The following is a 15,834-nucleotide window of genomic DNA, read 5'->3' on the forward strand; positions in this document are numbered from 1 at the left end:
CACGGCGTCAGGGGATAGGCGTGCTCGGGGAGGCTGCATCAGAGACAATTTTCTGGCGTTTCGCGACTGATACGTCTTGGCGTGACTGTAAAGTCAGCGAAGTCGATCCATGGCGTCAACTTTCCCTCACGTGAATGTATCCGGGATGAAATATTTCAACTATCGAGGGCTGGTCGAACCCAATACCGTGTACTGGCTCCAGCTTCGGCCCGGTGGCGATTTCATAAACCAGTACGGAAGTTGCGTTATGAAACCTGTTCAGCGATTTACCACTCTCGACAGTTTCAGAGGTATTTGCGCGTTGTTGGTTGTGTTTTTCCACCTGCATGTCGTCGACAGCTTTATCACCCAGCCATTCTTTCGACGCGACGAGGTCTTGCTCAATTTCTTCTTCGTCCTCAGCGGTTTCGTGCTCGCCCACACTTATGGCATGAAGCCCGGCCTCTCGTTCAAGTCCTTTTTCATCTCTCGGGTCTTTCGCCTGTACCCCCTGCATCTGGTCATGCTGGCAGTGTTCATCCTGTTCGAAACTGTGCGCTGGATGGCCTACAAGAAAGGCTTCTACCTGAATAACGTGCCGTTCACCGGGCTGTTCGCACCCAAGGAAATTCTGCCGAACCTGTTTCTGGTTCAGGCCTGGACGCCGCTTACCGAAACCATGTCGTTCAACTACCCGTCGTGGACCATCAGCATTGAGTTTTACATCTACATGCTGTTCGGTGGGCTGTGCATGCTCTCGATGAGAAACCGTTTTCTGATGTTTGCGGCCATTTCTCTGGTGGCCTTCATCCTGATCTTTTCGGAAAACGAGCCGCTGGTGGAACGGGCGATGCTTGGACTGTCGTGCTTTTTCGCAGGCAACATCACCTACCTGGTCTACCTGTTGATTCGCGACAAATGGACGATTAGACCTTGGCTGGTGACCGTGCTTGAATGCGCCATGATGTACGCGACGTACTGGATCGTGATGAACGACTTCGATTTCCGCTCGCCCATTGGCAGCCTGACGTTCTGTGCGCTGGTGTTGTTGTTCGCGTTTGAAGGCGGGCTGGTGTCGTCGCTGCTCAAAACGTGGCTGTTCGTCTTGCTGGGCAAGCTGTCGTATTCGATCTACATGACCCATGCGGCCTTGATCTTTTGTCTGTCGACGATCTTCATCGTGGCGCAAAAAGTGACAGGGCTGGAGTTGGCGCCGATGATCGACGGCCAGCGCTTCATGGACACCGGCTCCGTACTGGCCAACGATATCTTTGTGGTCTGCGTGGCGGTGGCGAGCGTGATCCTCGCGGCGTTCGCTCACAAGTACATCGAAATGAAAGGCTACGAACTGGGCAAACGGGTGGTGGGTGGTTCGGCGAAGGTCAAAACGGCGGTGGATAAACCGGAAGCGGTGCAATCGTTGAAGCCGCAGATTGACCGCATTGCGTGAGTTGCCTTACCCGTGGCGCAACCGCCTCACCATCCCCAGCCCTGCTGCGCGGCCACTGGCAAAACAGGCCGTCAGCAGGTAGCCGCCGGTCGGGGCTTCCCAGTCGAGCATTTCGCCTGCGCAGAACACGCCGGGCAATGACCTGAGCATCAGATGCTCGTCCAGCGCTTCGAACGGCACGCCGCCTGCGGTGCTGATCGCCTCGTCCAGCGGGCGAGGTCGGACTAGTGTCAATGGCAACCCCTTGATCGCCTTGGCCAGCAGGCTGGAGTCGGTGAAGGTCTCGGCCGAAGTCAGTTCTCGCAGCAGTGCAGCCTTGACCCCGTCAATGCCCAGCTGACTGTGCAAGTGCTTGGCCATCGAACGCGAGCCTCGGGGTTTGGCGACGGCCTTTTCCACGTCCATCAGGCGCTTGCCCGGCAACAGATCGATTTCGACAGTGGCCGAACCCCGTTGATTGATCGCCTCGCGAATCTGCGCCGACAGCGCGTAAATCAGGCTGCCTTCGATGCCCGTCTGAGTGATCACGCATTCGCCCAAGCGCAACGTCCGCCCTTGCAAACCCATGGCGACGTTTTTCAGCGGTGCTCCGGCGAATTTGCTTTGTAGCAATTCACTCCAGGCTGACACCTCGAACCCGCAGTTGGAGGCCTGCAATCGCGCGATGTCGATTCCACGTTGTTCCAGCAACGGCAGCCAGGCGCCGTCTGATCCCAGGCGCGCCCAACTGGCCCCGCCCAATGCCAACAGGGCCGCGGCAGGTTGGATCGCCAATTCTCCCTCGGGGCTGGCGATACGCAGGCTGTTGTCAGCGTTCCAGCCCAGCCAGCGATGGCGGGTGTGGATAACCACGCCGCTCTCGCGCAGGCGCTTGAGCCAGGCGCGCAGTAATGGCGCGGCCTTCATGTCGGTGGGAAACACTCGGCCCGAGCTACCGACGAAGGTTTGAATGCCCAGGCCATGAATCCACTCGCACAACGCTTCAGCGCCGAAACTGCGCAGCAGTGGGGCGATCATCGGCGCGCGCTCGGCATAGCGCGACAGAAACGTCGGGTACGCCTCCGAGTGGGTGATGTTCATGCCGCCCACACCCGCCAGCAGAAACTTGCGCCCCACCGATGGCATGCCGTCGTAGAGATCGACGCGATACCCCGCCTGGCTCAACACTTCAGCGGCCATCAAGCCCGCCGGGCCACCTCCGATGATGGCGACTGATTGAGGGGAAGTGGAGGTGGCTGAGGTCATGGGGGAAACTGCGTATCGATGAAGTAGGCCGCGCATTCTACCCGAGCGCCGTGACAAAGGAGCGGGCTGTGGAAAACTATTGAGCAAAAAACGTACAGCGTTTCGCGAGCCGCGCGGAATATGGGGTCTGACGCCTTGCACTCAGGTTATCCACAGGCCGCTCCACAGCGGATGTGGGTAAGTGAGCAATGGTGTTCTACACGCAAAACTTGTGGGAGATTCTATGTTGCCTGGTCAAACACCTTCGTCCGAACGCCACCCGCACCAAGGCGGCTCCCACAGGGATCGCGTCGAACTCTAATCTCGTTATCGACGCTGAATTTGTGGGAGCCGGCTTGCTGGCGAAGGCGGTGTATCAGTGGCGAATTTGTTGACTGACACACTGCGTTCGCCACCAAGGCGGCTCCCACAAGGTCGTGTGAGGCCAAAGAGAAAACTCACAACCCCTCCGACACCCAAACCCGGTGTGCACTGTGATGCAAGATCCCATGCCGCCGCGCCAGCGCTTCACGATCCTTGCTGTACCCGCCGCCGATTACGCCCATCACCGGAATGTCTCGTCCCAGGCAATGGCGCATCACGGCCTCATCCCGTCGCGCCACGCCTTCGTCAGTCAGCTTCAGATACCCCAGCGCATCATCTTTATGCACATCGACGCCTGCGTCATACAACACCAGGTCGGGTCGATACAGCGGCAGGAGGTAATTGAGCGTGTCATCGACTACCTTCAGGTAATCCTCGTCCCCCATGCCCATAGGCAGCGGAATGTCCCAGTCGCTCTGGGCCTTGCGTGCGGGGAAGTTTTTTTCGCAATGCAGGGAGACGGTGATGGCGTCTTCGGTGTGCTCCAGAATCCGCGCAGTGCCATCGCCCTGATGCACGTCGCAGTCGAAGATCAGCACCCTGTCCACGCGGCCGCTTTGCAGCAGGTAATGGCTGATGATGGCCAGGTCGTTGAAAATGCAAAATCCAGCGGGGTAGTCGTAATGCGCATGGTGCGTGCCACCCGCCAGATGACAGGCCAGGCCGTGCTGAAGCGCTTTTTCTGCCGTCAGCAGCGAGCCGCCCACCGCCCGAACGGTGCGCCGGGCCAGGTCTTCGCTCCAGGGCAGACCCAGCCGACGCTGGTCTTCGCGGGACAGGTCGCCGTCCATGTAGCGCCGAATGTACGCCGGGTCATGGGCCAGGGCCAGAATGTCATCAGGACAAACCTCTGGGCGGAACAATTGAGCATCCGTGGTCAGGCCGCTGTCGATAAGGTGGTCATGCAACAAGCGAAACTTGTCCATCGGGAAGCGATGGTCGGGCGGAAACGCCGGGCTGTAATCTTCGTGGTAGATAAGCGGCAGTGACATAGAGGGTACGCGTCGAATTCGAAAGGGGATCTTGCCAGTTATGGCTGTCAGCGCACAGCCGGAAGGCTGATCAGGACGTTGATAAGCGGCTAGGTCATTTGAGCGGTGGGGCAGGGGAGATGTTCGATGGAGCCGATACTTGAGCTCAACAGCCCGCGGCTGCTGATGCGTCAATGGCGAGATGATGATTTGCCAACCTTCGCGCAGATGTGCGCCGATCCACAGGTGATGCGTTACTTTCCGCAGCCGCTGACGCGTCTGGAAAGCGCGAAGATGATCGGGCGCATTCGTGGGCACTTCGCCGAATATGGCTTCGGCCTGTGGGCTCTGGAGCGTAAGGACACGGGCGAATTCGTTGGTTTCACCGGCCTGAATGTGGTGGGCTTCGAGGCGGGCTTTACCCCGGCGGTGGAAATCGGCTGGCGTCTGGCGCGCGAGCATTGGGGGCTGGGGTACGCCAGCGAAGCGGCGTGGACGGTGCTGGGCTGTGGCTTCGAGCATGTCGAGCTGCACGAAATCGTCTCGTTCACGGCCGTCAGCAACCTGCCGTCGCAGAAAGTCATGCAGGCCATCGGCATGCAGAACAACCCCGCTGACGATTTCGATCATCCCAATCTGCCCCACGGCCATCCGCTCAAGCCCCACGTGCTGTATCGCATCAATCGCCAGCAATGGCTCGCGACCTTGTGATGAACGCGAATCACGCGGCAAACATCTTGTATCATTTCGCCCAATCGCCACGTTCGCCGCCGTTCGGCGTCCGTGGCCGGATTTGCCTGTGATGACTGTGTATGAGGAGCCCTGAATGAGCCACGTGCTGGATGATCTGGTGTCGCTGTTGAGCCTGGAACCCATCGAAGAAAACCTCTTTCGTGGACGCAGCCAGGACTTGGGCTTTCGTCAGTTGTTTGGCGGGCAAGTGCTGGGCCAGTCGCTTTCGGCGGCGAGCAAGACCGTTGAAGACGAACGCCATGTTCATTCGTTGCATGGCTATTTTCTGCGCCCCGGCGATGCGCATTTGCCGGTGGTTTATCAGGTCGACCGGGTGCGTGACGGCGGCAGTTTCAGCACCCGTCGTGTGACGGCCATCCAGAAAGGCAATCCGATTTTCACGTGCAGCGCTTCATTTCAGTACGACGAACAGGGCTTCGAACACCAGAGCCAGATGCCGCAAGTGGTTGGTCCGGAAAACCTGGCGTCTGAACTGGAATTGATGCGCCAGCGCGAGCACCTGATCCCCGAGCACATGAAAGACAAGTTGCTGTGCCCGAAACCCATCGAGTTTCGCCCGGTGACCGAAAATGACCCGTACAACCCCAAGCCCACGGATCCTGTGAAATACGTGTGGTTTCGCGCCGACGGCACGCTGCCGGACATCCCGGCGCTGCACAAATACATGCTCGCCTACGCCTCGGACTTCAACCTGCTGACCACCTCGCTGCTGCCCCACGGCAAGACGGTCTGGCAGAAGGACATGCAGATCGCCAGCCTCGATCACTCTCTGTGGTTCCACGGCGAACTGCGTGCGGACGACTGGTTGCTCTACGCGATGGACAGCCCGTGGGCCGGCAACTCTCGTGGTTTTTCGCGAGGCAGCGTGTATAACCGCGCGGGCAAACTGGTTGCGTCGGTCAGTCAGGAAGGCTTGATCCGCCATCGCAAGGACTGGGCATGAGTCTGTCGCAACTGCGGCATTGGGTGTTCGACATGGACGGTACCCTGACCATTGCCGTGCATGATTTTCCTGCGATCAAACGGGCACTGGGCATTCCTCTGGAAGACGACATACTGACCCACCTCGCCGCGCTCCCCCACGACGTCGCTGCCGCCAAGCATGCGTGGTTACTGGAGCACGAACGCGAACTGGCCATCGCGTCGAAGCCTGCGCCGGGCGCTGTTGACTTGGTGCGCGAATTGGCTGGGCGGGGTTACCGGTTGGGCATTTTGACCCGCAACGCCCGCGAGCTGGCTCACGTAACCCTCGAAGCCATCGGCATCGCTGACTGTTTTCATGTGGACGACGTGATGGGGCGAGACGATGCGTCGCCAAAGCCCGACCCGGACGGGCTGCTGAAACTGGCCGAGGCCTGGAACGTCGAGCCATCGCAGATGGTGATGGTGGGGGATTATCAGTTCGACCTGGCGTGTGGCAGGGCGGCGGGGACGCATACCGTGCTGGTCAATTTGCCGGAAAATCCGTGGCCGGAATTGACGGATTGGCATGCGCGGGATTGTGCAGTGCTGCGCGAAATGCTCGATTAACCCTCGAAATTGATTGGAATACGCAATCTGTGGGGGGCGGCTTGCTGGCGAAAGCGTCAGTCCAGAAACATCAATGTCGACTGACACACCGCTTTCGCCAGCAAGCCGGCTCCTACAATGATCGCGTCGGATCGACAAATGCCGATCGGCGCGACACTGTGATGGACGTTTTCAATTCCCCTTGAACAACGCCGCTTGCCCCTCGGGCGAGGTAAACATCGCATCGCCGTTGTGACCCACGCCTTTCACCTCGATCAAACGCTGATTGATCCCTTCTGGATGACGTTTGGTCAGGTAATCGAAGTAATTGTGGCCACGCACCAGACGGAACGGCCCTTGCGCTTCAGCACCGCAATCCTTGTCCAGCGCCGGGTGGTTCGGGTCGGTGTCCTGATCACCCAGCAGGTACGTGACGTCACGCTTCACATACGCCGCTTCCAGTTCGGCAGCCGTGTCTTTGCCCGCGTAAGGCGGCAACTTGTTCATGCCGTACTTCCAGGTGTCGAACGCCGGGCAGGTGGCTGCGCTCACCGGCAAAGGCCGGGTCGCGTCGAAGTAGGCGTAGGACGACGGGTTGGCGATCACGTAACGCAGCTTGATGCCTTCTTTCTTCAACAACGCGTCTTCCTTGCCGCCGATCACGGCGTAGCGCTGCACCACCTGCGCACCGCCGGAGTGGCCAGCGATCACGATTTCCTTGAGGTTCGGGAACAGTTTGCTGTCGCTCAGGCGCTTGAGGATATGATCGATCACCACGAACGAACTGATCGGCTTGGCCCCTAGCGACTTGTCGCCTGCCATCCAGTCGTTGCGATGCCAGCGCAAAATGTTTTCTGGCAAATGGTGCGCGGTGATGTCTTTCTCATCGAGGAACTGTGGCGCGATCAGCAGCGTTTTCGAGCGCTGCTTGGACTGATTCGCGGCGCGCTCGACGCTACGCAGATACGTCTGGGCATTGCGCAGGCGGCCATGGAACACAATGACCACTCGCTGAATCTGTGGGCTGGGGCGCACCCAGCTCTGGCTCAGCCCCAGCGTGGCCTGGGAGGTTCCATTGATCAGCAGCCGGTCCGGGCTGATGGATTTGACCGCCTGATCCGCAGCATGAGCGGTAACGCTCATCAGGGTGCCCAACAACAGGATCGAAAGCGGTTTCATCATAGGATCAGAGGCTCTTGGCGGCGAACGTGTCGCATTGGTTGATTTGTCCCTGGGCAAAACCTGTCTTGAACCAGCGAACCCGCTGGGCAGACGTCCCGTGAGTGAACGAGTCAGGCACTACACGCCCTTGGCTTTGTTGTTGCAAACGGTCATCGCCAATGGCGTTGGCCGCATTCAGCGCCTCTTCAATATCACCGGGTTCAAGCCAGTTCAAACGCTTTTGTGCGTTATAGGCCCAAACGCCGGCGAGGCAATCGGCTTGCAACTCCTGACGCACCAGCAGACCGTTATCGCCCTCCATGTGCATTCCGCGCTGACGGGCGGCGTCAACTTTAGCTGAAACGCCTAGCAAGGTCTGCACATGATGGCCAACTTCATGTGCAATCACGTACGCCTGAGCGAAATCCCCTGCCGCCTTGAAGCGATGCGCCATTTCACGGAAGAAATCCATGTCCAGATAAACCCGCTGATCCGCCGGACAATAAAACGGGCCACTGGCTGATGACGCGAAACCGCAGGCCGACTGCACCTGGCCCCGGAACAGAATCAGCGTCGGATCTTTGTACTGACGGCCACCCTGCTGAAAGATCTGCCGCCACGTATCCTCGGTGTCCCCCAGAATCGCCCGCACGAAATCCGCCTGTTCATCATTGGCGGGCGGCGCCTGACGGGTTTGCGGATTGACGGCGCTGGTCTGCTGCGTGCCCATCTGCCCGGCGATCTGCCCGAGAATCTGCATCGGGTCCTGACCGGTCAACAGGCCAATGGCGACGATGATCACAATCCCGCCAAGCCCCAGCCCCTTGCCCCCAAGGCGCAGACCACCGCCACCCCCGGTGTCGTCGCGCGCGTCGACGACGTTGTCACTGCGACGTCCTTTTTTCCAGAGCATGGTAGGAACCCTCTTTGAGTCGTGTAGGAAGTGTAGACGGCGGGGATGGCCGGTCGTCTGGTATCGGGACTTAAGAGGGAAGAGGTGAGGAATGGTTCAGGACGCATTCAAACAGGTTGAATGCGCTCTGAGCCGTGGGTTACCGGAGTAATTCCATTGAACAGGTCAAAGCTGCCAATGAGCCGCAGTTAATAAAGAGCCAAATGTTAAGTGCCCAAATGCGTCGCCGTAGATAGAGAGGGATGTTCAGATGTGCATTTTTAGTGATGTCACCTCTGCGATACATGATTTCAGGCATCCACATAGTGGCGAATATCATGCTGAGTCGTATATGCCGACCTCTAATGTCTCCTCCCCAAAGGCTTTTTGTGTTGATGACACTTCGGCAATTGGGCAAATACTCTTCAATGATGTCGAGGTTTTTGGAGGTGAACCGCGCCATTACCCTGAAGCGGGCGAGGATAGGTAAACGGCGCGGGCCTTACGATGATTGGGGCGGCAGTTTCGGCAAAATCAGAATGGTTCTAGGTACAGGGTTCAAAAATCCTACAAATCAGGCTGTTCTGCCTTCACCGAATTGATGAACGCCTGCATCGCCGAGGACTGAATCCGATGACGTCGGGTAATCAGTCCATAAGGTGGCAGGCGTGCTTCGAAGTCGATGGGCAGGACGGCCAGCAGGTCGCGACCGGCGTAGTCTTCGACCACGGACAGCGGGGTGACGCCGAGCATGTCGGTTTGTTGCACCAGCGAAAGCAGGGTCATGATCGACGTGGTTTCGACGATGCTGTTCGGTACGTCGACCCGCGCGTTGTGGAACACCTGATTGATGATCGCGCGCATGGGACTGGGGTGTTGTTGCAACACCCATGTCTCGTTTTGCAGGGTGGCCCAGCTCAGACCCTTGACGTTGACCAGCGGGTTCTGTGCACCGGCGATGACGCACAAGGCTTCTTCGCCGAGGCTGTCGAATTGCAATTCTTCAGCGCGAGCGCCACCGGGAATCCGACCCAGGACCACGTCGAGTTGGTCTTGCAACAAGGCCTGAACCAGTACGTCGCTGGTGTCGACCTGAATACTCATCGACAGGCGCGGGTGGCTTTTCTTCAACGTGGCGATGGTGCGCGTCAGCAGACCCGAGGCCAGCGCCGGAATCGCGCCGACTGCCACGCGGCCCAGGTTGCCGGATTCCAGCGCCACCAGTTCTTCGCGCATGCCGCTCAGTTCGGCGAACACCATGCGCGCGTAATAGATGACGGTTTCCCCGAACGGCGTCGGGCGCATGCCTCGCGGCAGACGCTCGAACAGTTCGACGCCGAGCAGGTCCTCGGCCTCATGCAGCATCTTGGTCGCCGCCGGTTGGGTCATGCCGATGTTATCGGCGGCACGGCGCAGCGAGCCGAACTCCTGTAACGCCAGCATCAACCGCAGCTGGCGCAGGCGCAGGCGGCTGTGGATAACACTGGCGTCGGGAATTCGGGTCATGTGGCTCGCTCGCATTGTTGTTTGCGGCGAGCCTGACAAGAACTGCAAGGCATTTCCAGCGTTGCGTGCCATCACAGCGTTTTCGCCTTGATTGCATGGCGATTGCGCCAGCCGAATGCGGCTTTGATGCCACTGGAAATCATCGGCCAGAACAACATCAGCAATGCGGTGGTGGTCAGGCTGCCCACCAGCGGGTTGGACCAGAAGATGCCCAGTTGTCCGTCCGAGAACAGCATGGACTGGCGAAACGCGTCTTCGGCCTTGTCGCCCAGCACCGCAGCCAGCACCAGTGGGGCGATCGGGTAGCCGAGTTTCTTGAACAGATAACCCAGCGCGCCAAAGCCCAACATCAGCAGCACGTCGAACATCGAGTTGTGCACCGAATATGCCCCGATGGCGCAGACCATGATGATAATCGGCGCAATGATCGAGAACGGGATGCGCAGGATCGAGGCGAACAGCGGCACCGTCGCCAGCACCACCAGCAGGCTGACCACGTTGCCCAGGTACATGCTGGCGATCAGGCCCCAGACGAAATCATGCTGCTCGGCGAACAGCGTCGGGCCGGGGTGCAGCCCCCAGATCATCAGGCCGCCGAGCATGACCGCTGCCGTGGCTGATCCGGGAATGCCCAGCGTCAACATCGGCAGCAACGCGCTGGTGCCTGCGGCGTGGTCGGCGGTTTCCGGGGCGATCACGCCTTCAACTTCGCCTTTGCCGAAGTTGTCGCGGTTCTTCGAGAAGCGCCGCGCGATGCTATAGCTCATGAACGACGCGGCGGTCGGGCCACCGGGTGTCACGCCCATCCAGCAACCGACGATCGTGCTGCGCAAAATGGTGAACCAGTAACGCGGCAGCTTTGCCCAGGTGCGCAGGATGACCATCGGCGTGATGCGCGCATGTTCGCCGCGAAACACCAAGCCCTCCTCGACGGTGCACAGGATTTCGCCGATGCCGAACAGGCCGATCACCGCCACTTCAAAACTGATGCCGGTCATCAGCACCGGTTGATCGAAGGTCAGGCGCAGGTTGCCGGACACGGTGTCCATGCCTACTGCCGCCATCGCGAAACCAATCATCATAGCCACCACGGTTTTCAGCGGCGGGTTCTTGCTCATGCCGATGAAGGTGCAGAAGGCCAACAGGTACACCGCGAAAAACTCCGGTGAGCTGAAGGTCATGGCGAATTCGGCGATGCGAGTCGAGAGGAACGTCAGCAGCATCACGCCCGCCAACGCGCCAATCAGCGCCGAGCTGAAGGCGGCAGTGAGGGCTTCGGCAGCGCGGCCTTCGCGGGCCATCGGGTAGCCATCGAAGGTCGTCGCCACCGACGACGGCTCGCCGGGAATGTTGAACAGAATCGAGGTAATCGACCCGCCAAACAGCGCGCCCCAATACATGCACGAGAGCAGAATGATCGCCGAGACCGGCGACATGGTGAAGGTGATCGGCAGCAGTAAAGCCACGCCGTTCGGGGCGCCGAGGCCTGGCAGCACGCCGACCAGAATGCCCAGCAGCACGCCCACGACCATCAACCCGATGTGACCGGGCGTGAGGATCAGGTTCATGCCTTGCAGCAGAGAATCGAACTCGCTCATTTCAGCGACCTCCCGGCCATGGCGACCCAATCTCCCACGGGGCCTGCGTCCAGCGGCACCTTGAACCACAGATCGAAGATCAGGTAACTGGCGACCACCGCGCCAACCGAAACGCAGCCGATCATCAGCAGCCCGTAAGGCTTTGCGCGCACTTTGTCACGCCACATGAACCAGGCGATGAACACCGCCGAGGCCATGTAGATACCGGTGAAGGGCATTGCGCAGACGAACAGGGCAATCGGGATGAACACTGACAGCACCTGCCGAAACTCGCCCCGGCTGACGAAGCTGATGTTCAGCGGCTTCCAGCGAATCAATGTCAGCACGGCGTTAGCCAGGCTCGCCGTCGCCAGCAAAAGCCCAATATAAAACGGGAAATACCCGGGCTCAGGACCGGCATCACCCCAGCCGATGCCTTGCTCGATACTGCCGAACATCACCACCGCGCCGATCAACAGCGTGAACGACGCCAGGCCAATCTCGACCCAGCGGGTGCCCACCAGTGAGGCTGAACGGGAAGAATCAGACATAAACACCTCCAGCGAATCGCTGCCGCGACCTGCAATCACAGGGGCGTGGCAGCAGGGCAGGTCAGTTGCGCAGCCAGCCGGCTTCCTTGAATACCGGGGTGACGCGGGCGGTGTCTTTCTCGATGTAGGCGGTCAGTTGATCGCCTTCGAGGAAGGTCGGCACCAGCGCGTTTTGTGTCACGTAAGCCTTGAATTCCGGCGTTTCCGAGACTTTGCGCATCAGGTCGATATAGAACGCGCGCTGTTCGGCGCTGACATTGCCGGGCATGAAGATGGTGCGTGGGAAACGGTACTGATCAATACCCAGACCGGCTTCCTGACAGGTAGGCACGTCGGCCCAGGATTTGTCGCCCGCGACTTTTTCGGTGTAGGCCATGCGTTCTTTACTGAACACGCACAGTGGCTGTACCTGGTCGCCGCGCCATTGGCTGATGCTTTCGGCGGGGTTGTTGACGTTGGCGGCGATGTGTTTGCCGGCCAGTTGGGTCGCGGCTTCGCTGCCGCTCTTGAACGGGATGTAAACCAGCTTGGTGTTGTTGGTCTGGTTGAGCAGCAGGGTCAGGGTCTGATCGACGTCTTTGGACTGACTGCCGCCCATTTTCATGCGCGACGGGTCGGTTTTGACCGCCTCGTAGAAACTTTTGGCGTCTTTCCAGGGCGCGTCTTTGTAGGTCCAGAGGATGAAGTCGTCTTCCGCCACGGCGGCCACCGGGGTCAGTTCCTGCCATTCGTAGCCGAGCTTGGACACCAGCGGCAGCAGGTAAATGTTGTTGGTCGCGATCACCAGTTTGTCGGCGTCGCCTTTGGAGACCTTCATGTCGAGAAAGGCTTCCGCGCCGTTGCCGCCGCCCTTGTTCAGGACCACGGTGTTCACGTCCAGCAGTTTGTGGGTGCTGATGATCGATTGAATCAGGCGACCCAACTGATCCGTGCCGCCACCGGGGCCACCGGCCACGACGATCTCGACGTTCTTGTCAGGTTGCCAGGCGGCTTGAGCGAAGGTGGGAAGGGCTGCGGCACACATGAATGTGCAGCCAAACAGCAAACGGGACGCGCGTCGGAAGGAGGCGGTTCGCATGGTGATCCTCGTTTTTGTAGTTGTTATGAGTGGCCATCGTTGTGATCAGCCGTGCGAGGAGTGTGGGAAAGTTGCCATGTCGCGTCTACTCAAAACATCACATACACCGATAGCCTGGGGTTATCGGTTGGAGCGCTAAATTCGGACCTGTGGGAGATTCTATCTGGGCTGGTCAACCGCATTCGCCACCAAGGCGGCTCCTACAGGTTTCCCGCCTACCAGAGAGTTTTTGGATACAACAAAAAGGGCGAGCACAATGCCCGCCCTTTGCCTTGGGGGAGATTACTTTGGGGTGAAGTTACTTCTTGGCAGCCGTCAGCGCCGAGTAGCTGTTCATCAGGTTACGGTAGTTCGGAATGCGCTGGGACAGCAGGTTGCCCAGGCCTTCGATGTCGTTGCGCCAGTCGCGGTGCAGCTCACAGGCCACGGCGAACCAGTTCATCAACTGCGCACCGGCTGCCGACATGCGATTCCACGCCGCTTGCTGCACACCCTCGTTGAAGGTGCCCGACGCATCCGTCACCACGAACACATCGAAGCCTTCCGCCAACGCGCTCAGCGTCGGGAATGTCACACACACGTCAGTCACCACACCGGCAATGATCAGTTGCTTGCGGCCAGTGGCCTTGATCGCTTTCACGAAATCTTCGTTGTCCCAGGCGTTGATCTGGCCAGGGCGAGCGATGTAAGGCGCATCCGGGAACATCTCTTTCAACTCAGGGACCAGCGGACCGTTCGGGCCGGATTCGAAGCTGGTGGTCAGGATCGTCGGCAGGTCAAAGAACTTGCCGCAATCGGCCAGGGCCAGCACGTTGTTCTTGAACTCGTTTGGCGAGAAATCCTGTACCAGCGAGATCAAACCGGTTTGGTGGTCAACCAGCAGCAGTACGGCGTCGTTCTTGTCCAGGCGCTTGTAAGTAGTCATGTGTGCATTCCTTTTTGAGTCGAGAGAGTAGGTTTGAAATCGGCGCCGACCGTGGCGTTGTGCTCATTGGCTGCGGCATGGGGTGAACTTTAGGGGAGCTTGGATCGGCTAACAATCCAGCAGAATTCGAACTCACTGATTCGAATTTGGGGACAATTGGTGTGCGCCGCTTTTCGGTAGCAGTGAGCTTGCTCGCGATAGCGGTGGAGCTGTGGGTGCAACTATGTCTGATGAAGCGCAATCGCGAGCAAGCTCACTCCTCCAGGCGCTAGCGCGTCGTGATTGGCACGACCTTGTCCAGCACCTGCTTTGCCAGCGCGTGATAGAGCGAGACCGGCATAATCCAGCCGGAAATGGCTGACGCCAGAACGGCGACAGCGAGCATTGGAATCACCAGATCCGGGCTGTGGGACAGCTCCAGCACGATCACCGAGGCCGTCAGCGGAGAACGGGTCACACCGGCGAGATAGCCGCCCATTCCGAGCAAGGCACAGGTTTGGGGATTAACGTCGGGTAGCAGCGAAAGCAGAGGAGCGAATGCAGCGCCAATGCTCAGCGAAGGCGAAAACAGACCGCCTGGAATGCCAGCCAGATACGAAACCACGTTGGCCAGAAACTTCCACAACAGAAAGCCGCTGTCGGTCATGGGATGGCCTTCCAGCAGGGCGCGGGTTTCTTCATAGCCGGTGCCGTAGACGTGGTTTCCCGAGATCAGTCCCAGTATCGCCAGTAGCAGTCCGCACGTCGCAGCGAAGCGCACCGGAAAGCGTCCGCGTAATTGGGCCATGCGCCCCAGCCAGCCCTTTTGACTCGGCAGAACCAGCTTGACGTACAACCCGCCCAACCCGCCGCCGAGCAAAGCGCAGGCGGGAATTTCACTCCAGCCCCAGCCGGTGGGCAGGCCGCCGCTGATGTCGCCGAAATAGGCGTAGTGCCCCATCAATCCCAGCGTGACCGCGCCACCAATCAGCACGGCGGTCAGCACCAGCCCGCTGAAGCGTTGTTCAAAGGTTCGGCTGAGTTCCTCGATAGCGAACACGATACCCGCCAACGGTGTGTTGAAAGCTGCTGCGATACCGGCGGCGCCCCCGGCGAGAATCAGCCCAGCGGTGGTATTTCGGCCATGCAGCCCCAGTTGCCGTCCGAACGCATAGATCACCGCTGCGCCGACGTGAACGGTGGGGCCCTCACGACCGACGGACCCGCCCACCAGCAGCGCACCGAGGGTGAAAAACATGCGCACTGCGGCCACTGGCAGCGCCAGGACCTGAGCACGAAAGCGTCGAGAGGGTGACTCCAAGGCGGCGATCACCTGAGGAATACCGCTGCCCCGCGCATTGCCGAACCAGCGATTGGTGACCCAGGCGAGCAAGCCGAAGCCCAGCGGGGTGATCAACACGGGCAGCCAACGGCTGACATCGAGGGTGCGTTTGAACAGCACAAATGCCTCATCCGCCAGCCACGCAAAAGCCAGTGCGACCAGCCCCGTCAGTAGTGCACCCACCCAGAATGCGAACCGCTGGCGCCATTGCCGCCAGCGCGGGCGCTTGAAGCGACGCGTGGGCGAGAGGGGCTGAGAGGGCTGTTCGGATGCGCTGGACGGTGCAGTCGGGTCTGACATCTAGAGAACGCTGGCGTCGGGATTGGAAGATCCGATTATGGGCTTATTCGCAATATCTAGAAATATTTAAGGACTATTAGAGCTTCCATGGTCGAGAGTCTGGCTATCAGAAACCGTTGCCGTTGGCTGCCCCTGCCCCTGCCGTTCGCTTTTGCTATTTGTGTATGAAGGGCCAAAGCCAAAGCGAGCGTTGCGGTCTGCAATCACCAAACCTCACGCCTGCTATATCCTCCAGCTATCGCCGTATTTCCAG

At 59.4% G+C, this 15,834-nt stretch carries 14 protein-coding genes; 4 read left to right on the plus strand and 10 right to left on the minus strand.

What is annotated here, in order from left to right; all coding sequences use genetic code 11:
- Positions 1-247: 247 nt before the first annotated feature.
- Positions 248-1,429, plus strand: a complete 1,182-nt coding sequence (locus tag ACI5GA_RS20750; RefSeq protein ID WP_404639240.1) for an acyltransferase family protein — start codon at positions 248-250, stop codon at positions 1,427-1,429.
- A gap of 6 nt (positions 1,430-1,435) precedes the next feature.
- On the opposite strand, the gene ACI5GA_RS20755 is transcribed toward ACI5GA_RS20750, so the two are convergent.
- Positions 1,436-2,674, minus strand: a complete 1,239-nt coding sequence (locus ACI5GA_RS20755) for a TIGR03862 family flavoprotein (RefSeq protein WP_421424090.1) — start codon at positions 2,672-2,674, stop codon at positions 1,436-1,438.
- Between the two features lie 437 nt (positions 2,675-3,111).
- Positions 3,112-4,029, minus strand: a complete 918-nt coding sequence (locus ACI5GA_RS20760; protein ID WP_421424092.1) for a histone deacetylase — start codon at positions 4,027-4,029, stop codon at positions 3,112-3,114.
- Positions 4,030-4,155: 126 nt separating this feature from the next.
- Between ACI5GA_RS20760 and ACI5GA_RS20765 the strand changes: the two genes are divergently transcribed.
- From ACI5GA_RS20765 to ACI5GA_RS20775, 3 genes are all read left to right on the plus strand, one after another.
- Complete coding sequence (locus ACI5GA_RS20765) at positions 4,156-4,719, plus strand: GNAT family N-acetyltransferase (RefSeq protein ID WP_421424094.1); 564 nt, start codon at positions 4,156-4,158, stop codon at positions 4,717-4,719.
- Positions 4,720-4,834: 115 nt separating this feature from the next.
- Complete coding sequence (tesB, locus tag ACI5GA_RS20770) at positions 4,835-5,704, plus strand: acyl-CoA thioesterase II (protein WP_404639248.1); 870 nt, start codon at positions 4,835-4,837, stop codon at positions 5,702-5,704.
- Complete coding sequence (locus ACI5GA_RS20775; RefSeq protein WP_404639250.1) at positions 5,701-6,291, plus strand: HAD family hydrolase; 591 nt, start codon at positions 5,701-5,703, stop codon at positions 6,289-6,291. Before tesB ends, ACI5GA_RS20775 begins: the two co-directional genes overlap by 4 nt.
- 171 nt (positions 6,292-6,462) lie before the next feature.
- On the opposite strand, the gene ACI5GA_RS20780 is transcribed toward ACI5GA_RS20775, so the two are convergent.
- From ACI5GA_RS20780 to ACI5GA_RS20815, 8 genes are all read right to left on the minus strand, one after another.
- The gene (locus ACI5GA_RS20780) at positions 6,463-7,452 is read right to left on the minus strand and encodes an alpha/beta hydrolase (RefSeq protein WP_404639252.1); all 990 of its coding nucleotides are present in this window, start codon (positions 7,450-7,452) and stop codon (positions 6,463-6,465) included.
- Positions 7,453-7,456: 4 nt separating this feature from the next.
- Positions 7,457-8,344, minus strand: a complete 888-nt coding sequence (gene ypfJ / locus ACI5GA_RS20785; RefSeq protein WP_421424097.1) for a KPN_02809 family neutral zinc metallopeptidase — start codon at positions 8,342-8,344, stop codon at positions 7,457-7,459.
- 546 nt (positions 8,345-8,890) lie between these two features.
- Positions 8,891-9,829, minus strand: coding sequence for a LysR family transcriptional regulator (locus ACI5GA_RS20790; protein WP_404639256.1), 939 nt, complete (start codon positions 9,827-9,829; stop codon positions 8,891-8,893).
- A gap of 71 nt (positions 9,830-9,900) precedes the next feature.
- Positions 9,901-11,427: a tripartite tricarboxylate transporter permease gene (locus ACI5GA_RS20795; protein WP_404639258.1), complete on the minus strand. Its 1,527-nt coding sequence runs from the start codon at positions 11,425-11,427 to the stop codon at positions 9,901-9,903.
- The gene (locus ACI5GA_RS20800) at positions 11,424-11,957 is read right to left on the minus strand and encodes a tripartite tricarboxylate transporter TctB family protein (RefSeq protein ID WP_404639260.1); all 534 of its coding nucleotides are present in this window, start codon (positions 11,955-11,957) and stop codon (positions 11,424-11,426) included. Before ACI5GA_RS20800 ends, ACI5GA_RS20795 begins: the two co-directional genes overlap by 4 nt.
- A gap of 61 nt (positions 11,958-12,018) precedes the next feature.
- Entirely contained in the window at positions 12,019-13,035 is a 1,017-nt protein-coding gene (locus ACI5GA_RS20805) for a Bug family tripartite tricarboxylate transporter substrate binding protein (protein WP_404639262.1), read from the minus strand.
- Between the two features lie 298 nt (positions 13,036-13,333).
- The gene (gene ycaC / locus ACI5GA_RS20810) at positions 13,334-13,960 is read right to left on the minus strand and encodes an isochorismate family cysteine hydrolase YcaC (RefSeq protein WP_404639264.1); all 627 of its coding nucleotides are present in this window, start codon (positions 13,958-13,960) and stop codon (positions 13,334-13,336) included.
- Between the two features lie 268 nt (positions 13,961-14,228).
- The gene (locus ACI5GA_RS20815) at positions 14,229-15,581 is read right to left on the minus strand and encodes a chloride channel protein (RefSeq protein WP_421424101.1); all 1,353 of its coding nucleotides are present in this window, start codon (positions 15,579-15,581) and stop codon (positions 14,229-14,231) included.
- Positions 15,582-15,834: the final 253 nt, after the last annotated feature.

The organism is Pseudomonas sp. Pseu.R1 (assembly GCF_045764065.1).
Taxonomy (GTDB): domain Bacteria; phylum Pseudomonadota; class Gammaproteobacteria; order Pseudomonadales; family Pseudomonadaceae; genus Aquipseudomonas.

What these genes read in the sequence shown, in the direction of transcription:
- ypfJ (WP_421424097.1), bottom strand. Translation starts at nt 8,344, where the DNA reads ATGCTCTGGAAAAAAGGACGTCGCAGTGACAACGTCGTCGACGCGCGC.
- ACI5GA_RS20755 (WP_421424090.1), bottom strand. Translation starts at nt 2,674, where the DNA reads ATGACCTCAGCCACCTCCACTTCCCCTCAATCAGTCGCCATCATCGGA.
- ACI5GA_RS20750 (WP_404639240.1), top strand. Translation starts at nt 248, where the DNA reads ATGAAACCTGTTCAGCGATTTACCACTCTCGACAGTTTCAGAGGTATT.
- ACI5GA_RS20790 (WP_404639256.1), bottom strand. Translation starts at nt 9,829, where the DNA reads ATGACCCGAATTCCCGACGCCAGTGTTATCCACAGCCGCCTGCGCCTG.
- ACI5GA_RS20780 (WP_404639252.1), bottom strand. Translation starts at nt 7,452, where the DNA reads ATGATGAAACCGCTTTCGATCCTGTTGTTGGGCACCCTGATGAGCGTT.
- ACI5GA_RS20805 (WP_404639262.1), bottom strand. Translation starts at nt 13,035, where the DNA reads ATGCGAACCGCCTCCTTCCGACGCGCGTCCCGTTTGCTGTTTGGCTGC.
- ACI5GA_RS20775 (WP_404639250.1), top strand. Translation starts at nt 5,701, where the DNA reads ATGAGTCTGTCGCAACTGCGGCATTGGGTGTTCGACATGGACGGTACC.
- ACI5GA_RS20765 (WP_421424094.1), top strand. Translation starts at nt 4,156, where the DNA reads ATGGAGCCGATACTTGAGCTCAACAGCCCGCGGCTGCTGATGCGTCAA.
- ycaC (WP_404639264.1), bottom strand. Translation starts at nt 13,960, where the DNA reads ATGACTACTTACAAGCGCCTGGACAAGAACGACGCCGTACTGCTGCTG.
- ACI5GA_RS20760 (WP_421424092.1), bottom strand. Translation starts at nt 4,029, where the DNA reads ATGTCACTGCCGCTTATCTACCACGAAGATTACAGCCCGGCGTTTCCG.
- ACI5GA_RS20795 (WP_404639258.1), bottom strand. Translation starts at nt 11,427, where the DNA reads ATGAGCGAGTTCGATTCTCTGCTGCAAGGCATGAACCTGATCCTCACG.
- tesB (WP_404639248.1), top strand. Translation starts at nt 4,835, where the DNA reads ATGAGCCACGTGCTGGATGATCTGGTGTCGCTGTTGAGCCTGGAACCC.
- ACI5GA_RS20800 (WP_404639260.1), bottom strand. Translation starts at nt 11,957, where the DNA reads ATGTCTGATTCTTCCCGTTCAGCCTCACTGGTGGGCACCCGCTGGGTC.
- ACI5GA_RS20815 (WP_421424101.1), bottom strand. Translation starts at nt 15,581, where the DNA reads ATGTCAGACCCGACTGCACCGTCCAGCGCATCCGAACAGCCCTCTCAG.